The sequence below is a fragment of the Saccharothrix sp. NRRL B-16348 genome, assembly GCF_001280085.1.
GTDB lineage: Bacteria > Actinomycetota > Actinomycetes > Mycobacteriales > Pseudonocardiaceae > Actinosynnema.
Window position 1 is genome coordinate 19219 of sequence record NZ_LGED01000274.1, and the last position, 10207, is coordinate 29425.

Annotated in this window: 10 protein-coding genes; 5 read left to right on the plus strand and 5 right to left on the minus strand. The window is 71.7% G+C overall.

The genetic code is table 11. From position 1 onward, the window contains the following. Positions 1–14 precede the first annotated feature (14 nt). The 3 genes from ADK67_RS47385 to ADK67_RS47395 are packed head-to-tail and all read right to left on the minus strand — an operon-like array spanning position 15 to position 2994. Positions 15–848: an ABC transporter permease gene (locus tag ADK67_RS47385; RefSeq protein WP_053723205.1), complete on the minus strand. Its 834-nt coding sequence runs from the start codon at positions 846–848 to the stop codon at positions 15–17. Further along, positions 845–1858 carry an ABC transporter ATP-binding protein gene (locus ADK67_RS47390; RefSeq protein ID WP_053723206.1) on the minus strand — a complete coding sequence of 338 codons (1014 nt, stop codon included), beginning with the start codon at positions 1856–1858 and terminating at the stop codon, positions 845–847. The genes ADK67_RS47385 and ADK67_RS47390 overlap by 4 nt, the downstream gene beginning before the upstream one ends. After that, positions 1855–2994 carry a LolA family protein gene (locus tag ADK67_RS47395; protein ID WP_053723207.1) on the minus strand — a complete coding sequence of 380 codons (1140 nt, stop codon included), beginning with the start codon at positions 2992–2994 and terminating at the stop codon, positions 1855–1857. Before ADK67_RS47395 ends, ADK67_RS47390 begins: the two co-directional genes overlap by 4 nt. A gap of 139 nt (positions 2995–3133) precedes the next feature. Between ADK67_RS47395 and ADK67_RS47400 the strand changes: the two genes are divergently transcribed. The 3 genes from ADK67_RS47400 to ADK67_RS55230 all read left to right on the plus strand — a co-directional run bounded on the left by ADK67_RS47400 (position 3134) and on the right by ADK67_RS55230 (position 6036). After that, entirely contained in the window at positions 3134–3868 is a 735-nt protein-coding gene (locus ADK67_RS47400) for a response regulator transcription factor (RefSeq protein WP_053723208.1), read from the plus strand. Further along, positions 3865–5151: a sensor histidine kinase gene (locus ADK67_RS47405; RefSeq protein ID WP_053723209.1), complete on the plus strand. Its 1287-nt coding sequence runs from the start codon at positions 3865–3867 to the stop codon at positions 5149–5151. Before ADK67_RS47400 ends, ADK67_RS47405 begins: the two co-directional genes overlap by 4 nt. A 69-nt stretch (positions 5152–5220) precedes the next feature. After that, complete coding sequence (locus ADK67_RS55230; RefSeq protein WP_331459442.1) at positions 5221–6036, plus strand: NUDIX domain-containing protein; 816 nt, start codon at positions 5221–5223, stop codon at positions 6034–6036. A 163-nt stretch (positions 6037–6199) separates the two neighbouring features. On the opposite strand, the gene trpS is transcribed toward ADK67_RS55230, so the two are convergent. Next, positions 6200–7165: a tryptophan--tRNA ligase gene (gene trpS / locus ADK67_RS47415; protein ID WP_053723210.1), complete on the minus strand. Its 966-nt coding sequence runs from the start codon at positions 7163–7165 to the stop codon at positions 6200–6202. A gap of 193 nt (positions 7166–7358) precedes the next feature. On the opposite strand from trpS, the gene ADK67_RS47420 reads away from it, so the two are divergent. Then, entirely contained in the window at positions 7359–7658 is a 300-nt protein-coding gene (locus ADK67_RS47420; protein WP_053723211.1) for a YciI family protein, read from the plus strand. A gap of 59 nt (positions 7659–7717) precedes the next feature. Here ADK67_RS47420 and ADK67_RS51995 read toward each other — a convergent pair whose 3' ends face one another. Continuing rightward, a complete protein-coding gene (locus ADK67_RS51995) occupies positions 7718–7900 on the minus strand; it encodes a hypothetical protein (protein WP_157621651.1) in 183 nt (60 codons plus the stop codon). 147 nt (positions 7901–8047) lie between these two features. On the opposite strand from ADK67_RS51995, the gene typA reads away from it, so the two are divergent. Then, positions 8048–9949, plus strand: a complete 1902-nt coding sequence (typA, locus tag ADK67_RS47425) for a translational GTPase TypA (protein WP_053723212.1) — start codon at positions 8048–8050, stop codon at positions 9947–9949. Positions 9950–10207 lie beyond the last annotated feature (258 nt).

Here is a 10207-nt window from a genome sequence, read left to right on the forward strand (position 1 = left end):
GCCGATTGTCCGACCTAGTTGTCCTTGGTCGCCAACCGCATCGCCGCCAACGACAGCCCGATCAGGATGTAGCACCCGGCCAACGCCGTGCTGCGCCACAACTCCTCGGTCGGCAACGGGTCGCGCATCACGTCGCTCAACCCCTCCCACGCGGACGTGATGAGGTACGGGTGCAGCCAGTCCAACGCGCTGAAGATGCCCAGCACCGCGAACACGATCACACCGGCCATCGTCGCCGCCATCACGACCAACGGGTGCTCGGTGCACGCCGAGATCGCCATCGCGATCGCCGCCACGCCCCACACCTGCACGGTGACCAGCAGGATCGTCAGCACGATCCGCCCGAGCGCCGCGCCGAACGACAGCGTGGAACCCGACAGCGTGAGCATCCCCTCGCCGCCGAACAGGATCACGCCGGTGATCGCGCCGACGAACGCGATCAACGTCACCGCGAACAACGTCATCGTGGCCACGCCGAACGCCTTGATGCCCAACAGCCTCAACCGACCCACCGGCGTGATCATCAACCCGCGCAGCGTGCCGTGCTGCGCCTCGCCCGCCAGCCCGTCGGCCGCCCAGATCGCACCGACCAGCGGCAACAGCAGCGGCAGCGCCAGGAACAGCGTGAACACCGGCAGCACGAGCCCGTTGCCCGCGACGATGGCGGCCAGGCCGGGCCCCGCGGGACCGTCGCCGTCCACCGCGAACCACAGCCCGATCCCGGCCAGGATCGGCACCAGGCACAGCGACGCCAGCCCGATCACCGTCCGCGGCCGGCGCACGATCCAGCGCAGCTCCGAGCGCAGTTGCCTGCCCAGCGGAGCGCGCGTGGCGACCAGCGCGCTCATCGGGCCCCCTCCTCGATCGTGTCCACGGCGGACAGGTTGTGCTCGGACTCCTCGGCCTCGGTGAGCCGGGCGAACAGGTCTTCCAGACCGGTGCGGTGGCGACGTGCCTCGTGCACCTCGACGCCCGCGTTCACCAGCGTCTGCACCACGACGGGCGCGGTCGTGCCGATCAGCTCGACCCGCACGCCCTCCTCGATCGGCCGCGCCGAGATCCGACCGGCGCGCAACGCGTTCAGCGCGTCGTCCACGTCCGGCGTGACGATCAGCAGCGAACTGCTGTCCGCGTGCAGCAGCTCGGCCAGTTCCCCTTGCGCCACCACGGTTCCCCGGTGCAGCACGGCCACGTGCGTGCACGTCGCCTCGATCTCGCTGAGCAGGTGCGACGACACGACGACGGTGCTGCCCGCCTCGTGCAGGTCCGCGATCACCTTGCGGACCTCGCGCGTGCCCGCCGGGTCCAGGCCGTTGGTCGGCTCGTCCAGCACGATCAGCTTCCGCTTCACCAGCAGCGCGGAGGCCAGCCCCAGCCGCTGCTTCATGCCGAGCGAGTACCCCCGGTAGCGCCGGTGCGCGGCGGCGGCCAGGCCGACCCGCTCCAACGCGTCCTCGACGGCCTGCTTGATGTCGCCCGAGGCGAGCAGCGGCTCGAAGGCCGCCACCCGCCGCAGGTTCTCCCGACCCGACAGGAACGGGTGGAACCCCGGACCCTCGACCAGCGCGCCCACGTGCGGCAACGCCTGCGCGACGCCGTCGGGCAACGCCTTGCCCAGCAGCTCGACCTCCCCCTCGGTCGGCCGCACGAGCCCGAGCAGCATGCGGATCGTGGTGGTCTTGCCCGACCCGTTGGGGCCGAGCATCCCGAGCACCGCCCCCCGCGGCACGTCGAGGTCCACCCTGTCCACCGCGACCGTGCGCCCGTACACCTTGCGCAGTCCCCGCGTCCGGGCCGCGAAGACCGGGGTGGAGCCGGTGCTCACCGGCTCCACCCGCGCGCTGGTCGAGGTGGTCACTTGACCTGGCCGATCGCGTCCACCAGCACCTGCTCCGGCACCGCGCCCGCGGCCACCCGGCCGTCGTCGGTGATCAGCACGCCACCGACCCGCGTGGTGATGAGCGTGCCCGAGCCCCAGTCGCCGCTGACCTGCTTGCCCAGCTGCTTGAGCAGGCCCTGCACGTCGACGTCCTCACCCTGGCCGCGCTCCTGCCAGCGGCCTTCGCGCTGACCCTGCTCCCGCTGCGCGTCCGCGAGCCCGGTCAGGGCGTCGTCCGGCACGCGTGCGGCCAGCACGACGTCCCAGCCCTCGCCGATGACCTGCGGGTTCGCCTCGGTGAACGCCTGCTCGGCGGCGGCCTTGTCCTCGGCCGACGGCGCGTCGACCTCGGGCTCGGTCACCTTCGCCCCGGCGGGCGGGGTGAACGCGAACAGCGACGCGTCCTGCGGGCCGACGTTCAGCTCGGAGAACCCGACCTGCATCGCCGGCGCGTCCGTGCCGTTGGTCAGCACGGCCACCCGCAGCGGCACCCGCAGCTCCGAGTCGACCGCGACGCGCACCTCGCGCAGCACCGTCTTCTCGGTCGGCTTCGGCGTCAGCACCAGCTCGTACACCGGCCGGTTCGCCACCCGGGCGGTGCCGTCGACGGTGACGTCGCTGTACTGCTGGATCGCCGCCACCACCTGGCGGGACAGCGTCACCGGGTCCGTCGGCACGGCCTGCGGCTCACCGCTCAGCTCCGGCTTGCCGTGCTCGAACGACCCGTGCGGCAGCTTGCTGACGGTCTGCTCGGCCGAGTCCCACAGCCACGCGGTCTGCCCGTCGTCGACGAACGTGCGCTCGGAGGCGCCGTTGGGCAGCTGGACCCGCAGCTTGCCCTGGCCGTCGGTCCAGATCCGCAGGTTGCTGGCGCCGTCCGACAGCTGCGGCATGCCCGCGACCGCCGGGATGCCCAGGTCGTTGTTCACGTCCACCGTGCCGCCGAACGCGGCCGGCTCGGCGTTGAGCACCGACTCGACCAGCGCCTCGGCGCTCACGTCCGGCAGCACCGGTGCGGGACCGGCGCCGGCGGGCATCGCGAGCAGCCCGAGCCCGGTCGCACCGGCGACCACGCCTACCGCCGCCGCCACGACGGTCACCCTTCTCCGGTTCATGTGTCCCTCCTCCTACCGGGCAGCCCCTTGCGACCCGACACCACAGACGTTCCTCCGCACGCCCTGAGATCGAGCTGAGAGCGGCCCGGACGCTGAGAGCGGACTGAGACTCCCGCGCCGATTGTCCTCCTCACGGGGCATGCTGTGGGACGTGAGACCACGGGTGCTGGTTGTGGACGACGAGATCGGCGTACGACGCGCGTTGGAACGCGGCCTGTCCGCGGAGGGCATGGAGGTGGTGACCGCCGCCGACGGCCCCAACGCCCTGCGCGTGGCGTTGACCGGCGCGTTCGACGTGGTGCTGCTGGACATCATGCTGCCCGGCCTGTCCGGCTACCGGGTGTTGCAGCGGATGCGCGCCGAGGGGGTGCGCACGCCCGTGCTGATGGTGTCGGCCAAGGACGGCGAAGTCGACCAGGCCGACGGGCTCGACCTCGGCGCCGACGGCTACCTGGTGAAACCGTTCTCGTTCGTGGTGCTGGTCGCGCAGGTCCGGGCGTTGCTGCGGCGCAACTCCGCCGACCTGGCGCGGCGCAGGCTCAAGCTGGGCGAGCTGGTGGTGGACCGCGCCATGCGCGAGGTGAGCTGGGCCGGCGAGCCCGTGTCCCTGTCGCCGCGCGAGTACGCCGTGCTCGACGTGCTGGCCAGCCGTGCCGGATCGGTCGTGACGAAGGACGAGCTGCTGCGCACGGTGTGGGGAGACGAGCAGGCCGCCACCCGCAACGCGGTCGAGGTGTACGTCGGCTACCTGCGGCGCAAGCTCGACGCGATGGGCGCGGGCGAGGTCGTGCGCACGGTGCGCGGCCACGGCTACCTGGCGTCCACGCCCGACCTCGACGCGGCGCTGGGTTCGGCGGGGACCAGGCGCAGGTGAACCTGCGCCGGTGGTGGCCGCCGCGCCGGTGGTGGCTGCGGCGGACGCTGCGGTTCCGGATCACCGTCGTGGCGACCGGCGTGGCCCTGCTGTGCCTGCTCGCGTTCACCCTGCTCGCACCCCAGCTCATCGGGTACGTGCAGGTCAACGCGGTGGACCGGGAGTTGGCCAAGGCGGAGAACGTGCGCGTGCTCGACACCGCGGGCAACCCGCTGGACGGCGGGCCGAAGCCCGACCTGACCGCGGCGGAGATCCGGGCGCTCAAGTCCGGCGAACCCGTGCTGCGGATCGACGGTCCCAGCGCGCACCGGTGGATCGGGCGGGTGGAGTTCGCCGCCGACGGCACACCGCGGCTGCACGTCGCCGGCGACACGCTGGTCGGCTACCGCGAGGCCAACCAGCTGGGCACGCGGTGGCTCGCGGTGGCCGCGGTGCTGGTCGCGGGCCTGGTCGGGATCGCGACGTGGCTGGCCGTGCGGTCGTCGTTGCGGCCCGTGGAGCGGATGCGGGTGGCCGCGGCGGAGCTGCCGCGCGGCCAACGCCTGCCCGTGCCGGCCGCGCGGGACGAGCTGCAAGCGCTTGCGGAGGCGTTGAACGCCCTGCTGGCCCGCCGAGACGAGGCCACCGAGCGGCTGCGCCGGTTCACCGGTGACGCCGCGCACGAGCTGCGGTCGCCCGTGACGTCCGTGCGGGCGCAGGCCGAGGTGGCGGTCGCGCACCCCGACCCGGACTTCTCCATCGAGGTGCTCGAATCGGTGGTGGAGGAGTCCGAACGGCTGTCCGCGCTGGTCGACGCGCTGCTGATCCTGGCGCGCGCGGACACCGGCGAGCTGCCCCGCGCCGAACCCGTCGACCTGGTGCTGCAGGCGCAGGCCGCCGTCGACCGGCTGGGTGAGACGGAGCTGCTCGTGCAGCTGGCCGCGCCGATGTCCGCCTGCCTGATCTCCGCCGCGGGCACGGAGGTCGAGCTGGTGCTGGACAACCTGCTGCGCAACGCGGCCCGGTACGCCCGCACGTTCATCCGGATCTCCGTGCTGCCGGCCGCCCGCGAGGTGCGGTTGCTGGTGGACGACGACGGGCACGGCATCCCCGAGGAGCACCGGGAGAAGGTGTTCGACCGCTTCTACCGGGTCGAATCGGACCGGGGACGGGCCACCGGCGGGTTCGGGCTGGGGCTGGCGCTGGTCGCGCACCTGGTGCGCCGGCGGCGGGGGACGATCCGGGCGGGCGAGTCGCCGGAGGGCGGCGCCCGGCTGGAGGTGCGCTGGCCGCTGTACCGGTGACTCTCGGCTGGTGACTCTTCGCCGGTGACGGCGTGGCGGCGGGCCGTGCTCCTGACAAGATGTGCGACCGTGCCCGAGCTGAGAACCACCACCCTCGTCGACGCGCCGTTGCGGACGGTCGCCGCCGCGCTGCTGGACGCGCGGCTGCTGGCCCGGGCCGTGCGCGGGCTCGGCGTGCGGATCACGGGTGGTGAGCCGGTGCTGTTCGTCGGCGCGACGCTGGCCGGGTCGGTGGGGCCGGTGAACGGGACGCTGGTCGTGACGCGGGCCGACACCACGGGCGTGTCGGCGGAGCTGGTCGGTGGGCCGTTGCCGCAGTTCACGCTGGTCACGGACCTGCTGCACACCGGCGGCGGCACGATGGTGGTCGACTCGGTGGAGTGGTCGAGCCCTGGCGGCCCGTTCGGGCGGCTGGCGGACGTCCTGGTAGGCCGCGGCTTGGCCCTGAAGGTCCTGGAAGCCCGCGCCGCCGCCGTGTCGCAGCGCAGCGTCGAGCTGCTGAGCGCGCGCGTAGTAGTAGGTGCCGCGATCATCCGCGACGGTCTCCTCCTGGCCCAGCAACGCAGCTACCCGCCCGAGGCCGCCGGCAAGTGGGAACTCCCCGGCGGACGCGTCGAACCGGACGAAACGGACCACGCCGCCGTGATCCGCGAGTGCTCGGAGGAACTGGGCGTCACCGTCACCCCAGGCGACCAGCTGGGCCCCGACGTGCCCCTCCGCTCCGACCTGATCCTCCGCGCCTACGCCGCCACCCTCACCTCCGGCACCCCCACTCCCGTGGAACACCGCGCGCTCCGCTGGCTGACCTCCACCGACCTGGACACCGTCGACTGGCTCCCCGCCGACCGCGTCCTCCTCCCCTCCCTCCACCCCCTCCTCCCTTGACCCCCGCGAGAGTCCTACGTTCAGCACGCGAGAGTCCTACGTTCAGAGCACCTGAGTTCAACGCTCGGAACGTTGGACTCGCGGTGCCGAGCGTTGAACTCACGGCGTCCGAACGTAGGACTCTCGCGGCGTGAACGTAGGACTCTCGCGCGGGTGGGTGACGTCAGCCCAGGCCGGACATGCGGAGGGCGGCGTCGAGGCGGTGGCTGCACCGCTCACGGGAGCGTTCCGCGCCGTGCGCCCGCGCCCGGTCCAGCTCGGCCGGGTCGTCCAGCAGGCCCTGGGTCACCTCGCGCACGGACCGCAGCTCCTCGACCACGGCTTCCGCCGTGACCTCCTTCAACTCCGAGTAGTCCTTCAGCGAGGACGCCAGCTCGGCCGGGTCCTTCCGGGTGCACGCCGCCAGGATCTCCAGCAGGTTCGCCACGCCCGGCTGCTCCTCCGGCGCGTAACGCACCTCGCCCCGGTCGTCGGTCACCGCACGCCGGATCTTGCGGCGCACCAGGTCGGGCGGGTCGAGCACGAACACCGTGCCCGCCGCGTCCTTCGCGGTCTTGGCCATCTTCCGCGACGGATCCGCCAGGTCGCGGACCCGTGACGCGGTCGGCGGCACGACGGAGCGCGGCATCACGAACACCTCGCCGTACGTGCCGTTGAACCGACGCGCCAGCACCCGCGCCAGCTCGACGTGCTGCCGCTGGTCGTCACCGACCGGCACCTCGTGGGCGCCCTGCAGCAGGATGTCGGCCGCCATCAGCACCGGGTAGGTGAGCAGGCTCAACCGGACCGACGACCGGCCCGCCGACTTCTCCTTGAACTGGATCATCCGGGCCGCCTCGCCGTACGTGCAGGTGCACTCCAGCACCCACGTCAACGCGCCGAGCTCGCGGACCAGGTCGGACTGCACGGCCACCGAGCGCGGGTCGACGCCGGCGGCGATGAGCACCGCCAACTGCTCCCGCGTCAGTGATCGCAGTCGTGACGGGTTGTGCGACGTCGTCATCGCGTGCAGGTCGCTGATGAAGTAGACGTCCTCCTCGGTGCCCTCGGCCGCCCACCGCCTGATGGCGCCGAGGTAGTTGCCCAGCTGGACGGGGCCGGACGGGGTGATCGCGGACAGCCTGATCATGGTGATCCCTTCGGGGTGCGCCCGCTCGACCTGACCCCCGAAAGCACGAAGGCCGCCCCAGCGGGCGGCCTGCGTTCGTCTGACGCGCAGTTCTCAGGGCCGCCGGAAGGCGGACCACCAGAACGGGTAAAGAGTGCGCATAGCCGCGATTCTAGCGTGTAACGCGGGTGTGTCGGGGGTCTACATTTCTTCTATGTACGTCGTGCTGCTGGAGTACACCGCACCGCTGGACGAGGTCGACTACGCGCTCCCGGACCACGTGGAGTGGCTGAAGAAGCAGTACGAGGCCGGGCACTTCCTGGCCTCGGGCCGTCAAGTGCCCCGCGTGGGCGGCGTGATCATCGCGCGGCCGATGGCGCGCGGGAAGCTGGACGCGCTGCTGGCCACCGACCCGTTCGCGATCGGCAAGCTGGCGAAGTACCAGGTGGTGGAGTTCCAGGCCACCCGGACGGCGCCCGAGCTGGCCAGGATCAACGAGGCGGTGATGGGCTAGCCCGCGGGCGGCCCCACGACCCACCCGGCGTCGGCCGGGCGGTGGGCCTCACGCGGCCGTCACGCGGCCGTCTTCTTCTTGCCTGCCTTCTTCCGCTCCTTGCGCTCCTGCTTGGCCGCCTTCTTCTCGGCCTTCTTCCGCGCCTCGAGCAGCACGACCACCGGACAGCTCTTGCACCTCGGCGTCGAACGGCAGCACTTCTTCTTCACCTTGACCTTGCCCACGCGGCGTGCTCCACTCATCCGGGTGTCCTCAGAGTAGGTGAGGCTGACCTCACCTGCCGTACCTGTGTGGTAAAGGCGCCGCGCCCGGTAAGCTGTACTCAGGCTGCGCGCGATCCAACGTCCGGCGCCTGGCTTCCCTCGCACAGACAGCTCTAGGAGTTCCGCGTGCCCACGGCCACCGCGTCGATCAAGGAAACGCTGGTCCGCAACGACCTGCGCAACGTCGCGATCGTCGCGCACGTTGACCACGGCAAGACGACCCTCGTCGACGCCATGCTCCGCCAGTCCGGGGCCTTCTCCGAACGTGCCGAGCTCGTCGACCGGGTCATGGACTCGGGCGAGCTGGAGCGTGAGAAGGGCATCACGATCCTTGCCAAGAACACCGCCGTGCGGCGCCACACGCCGGACGGTCCCGTCACCATCAACGTGGTCGACACCCCAGGTCACGCCGACTTCGGCGGTGAGGTCGAACGCGGCCTCTCCATGGTGGACGGCGTCGTGCTGCTCGTCGACGCCTCCGAAGGCCCGCTGCCGCAGACCCGGTTCGTGCTGCGCAAGACGCTGGCCGCCGGTCTGCCGGTGATCCTGGTGGTGAACAAGGTCGACCGCCCCGACGCCCGGATCTCCGAGGTCGTCGAGGAAGCACACGACCTGCTGCTCGACCTGGCCAGCGAGGTCGGCGCCGACGACTCGGTGCTCGACCTGCCGGTCGTCTACGCCTCGGCGCGCGCCGGCCGGGCGTCGCTCACCCAGCCCGAGGACGGCGGACTGCCCGACGAGGAGAACCTCGACGTGCTGTTCGAGGTCCTGTTCCGGCACATCCCGGCCCCGATGGGCGACGCGGACGCGCCGCTGCGCGCGTTGGTGACGAACCTCGACGCGTCGTCGTTCCTCGGCCGCATCGCGCTCTGCCGCATCGAGGCCGGTCGCATCCGCAAGGGTGAGACCGTGGCGTGGTGCCGCGAGGACGGCTCGATCCAGAAGGTCCGCATCACCGAGCTGCTGATCACCGAGGCGCTGGACCGCGTGCCCGCCGAGCAGGCGCGGGCGGGTGACCTGGTCGCCATCGCCGGCATCCCGGAGATCACCATCGGCGACACGCTCGCCGACGTGGACAACCCCGAGCCGCTGCCGCGGATCACGGTGGACGAGCCCGCGATCTCGATGACGATCGGTGTCAACACCTCGCCGCTGGCCGGTCGCGGTGGCGGCACCAAGCTGACCGCGCGCGTGCTCAAGGCCCGGTTGGACTCGGAGCTGGTCGGCAACGTGTCGGTGCGCGTGCTGCCCACCGAGCGCCCGGACACGTGGGAGGTGCAGGGCCGCGGTGAGCTGGCGCTGGCCATCCTCGTCGAGCAGATGAAGCGGGAAGGCTTCGAGCTGACCGTCGGCAAGCCGCAGGTGGTCACCAAGACCGTCGACGGCAAGCTGCACGAGCCGTTCGAGCGGTTGACGATCGACGCGCCGGAGGAGCACCTGGGCGCCATCACCCAGCTGCTGGCCAACCGCAAGGGCCGGATGGAGAACATGTCCGGCCACGGTTCGGGGCGGATCAAGCTGGAGTACGTCGTGCCGTCGCGCGGCCTCATCGGCTTCCGCACCGAGTTCCTGACCGAGACGCGCGGCACCGGCATCGCGAACGCGGTGTCCGAGGGCTACGCCCCGTGGGCCGGCGAGATCCGGACCAGGCACAACGGCTCCCTCGTCGCCGACCGGTCCGGTCAGATCACCGCGTACGCGATGATCCAGCTGGCGGACCGGGGCACGTTCTTCGTCGAGCCCGGCGCCGAGGCGTACGAGGGCATGGTCGTCGGCGAGAACCCGCGCGCGGAGGACTTGGACGTCAACGTCTGCCGTGAGAAGAAGCTGACGAACATGCGCACGTCGACCGCCGACGTGATGGAGACCCTGGCCCGGCCGCGGAAGCTCTCGTTGGAGGAGGCGCTCGAGTTCTGCGCCGCCGACGAGTGCGTCGAGGTCGCGCCGGAGGTCGTGCGGGTGCGCAAGGTGATCCTGGACGCGAACCAGCGGGGCCGCGAGCGCAGCCGCAACAAGTTGCGGGGCTGACCGCTACTCCTTATATATAGGGTCTGCTCGACGGGCACCTCCGGCTTCGGCCGGGGGTGCCCGTCGGTTTACCCGGTCCTCGACCCGTGATTGCCGAACACGATCGGGTGAACATAGGCCAAAAATGTACGGTAACACTGTTACCGCCCCTCGGTTGGAACATGAGGAAACCGACCGGCCGCCCCGACCCCGAACACAACCCCGCCGACCCCACCACCCACCCCACCGCCGACACCCATCGCCCACCCCCCCCCCCCG

Bases quoted from the DNA above. Each gene is read 5' to 3' on its own strand.
- ADK67_RS47385 (WP_053723205.1), bottom strand. From the start codon at position 848: ATGAGCGCGCTGGTCGCCACGCGCGCTCCGCTGGGCAGGCAACTGCGC.
- ADK67_RS47395 (WP_053723207.1), bottom strand. From the start codon at position 2,994: ATGAACCGGAGAAGGGTGACCGTCGTGGCGGCGGCGGTAGGCGTGGTC.
- ADK67_RS47400 (WP_053723208.1), top strand. From the start codon at position 3,134: ATGCTGTGGGACGTGAGACCACGGGTGCTGGTTGTGGACGACGAGATC.
- trpS (WP_053723210.1), bottom strand. From the start codon at position 7,165: ATGATCAGGCTGTCCGCGATCACCCCGTCCGGCCCCGTCCAGCTGGGC.
- ADK67_RS47420 (WP_053723211.1), top strand. From the start codon at position 7,359: ATGTACGTCGTGCTGCTGGAGTACACCGCACCGCTGGACGAGGTCGAC.
- ADK67_RS51995 (WP_157621651.1), bottom strand. From the start codon at position 7,900: ATGAGTGGAGCACGCCGCGTGGGCAAGGTCAAGGTGAAGAAGAAGTGC.